Genomic DNA, 274 nt, shown 5'->3' with positions numbered 1-274 from the left:
ATATAAGGTCGCTAACCAACAATAATCGGGAGAAGTTGTAGCAGTACAATCTTTGACTAAAATACAGTCGTATCCTAAGAAGTTAGCATCACATAAGGTAGTCAGTACGCATTGATCAGCGTTAACGCCAGCAAACAATATTGTTGTAATTCCCAGGTTTTTTAAAATACTATCTAAAGGTGTGTCCCAAAAGCCACTCATGCGGTATTTATCCACACAAATGTCTTGTGGTAATTGCTGGAGTTCGTCTACGACTGCTGCCGCCCAACTACCT

General features: G+C 40.5%; 1 protein-coding gene. It reads right to left on the bottom strand.

The genetic code is table 11. The features are described from left to right. The coding region (locus GNF10_RS37520; protein WP_185607541.1) for a cysteine hydrolase family protein at positions 1-274 on the bottom strand (274 nt) is incomplete at both ends.

The sequence above is a fragment of the Nostoc sp. UCD121 genome (assembly GCF_014222285.1).
Classification (GTDB): Bacteria; Cyanobacteriota; Cyanobacteriia; order Cyanobacteriales; family Nostocaceae; genus Nostoc.
This window is presented reverse-complemented; position numbering and strand designations above follow the sequence as displayed.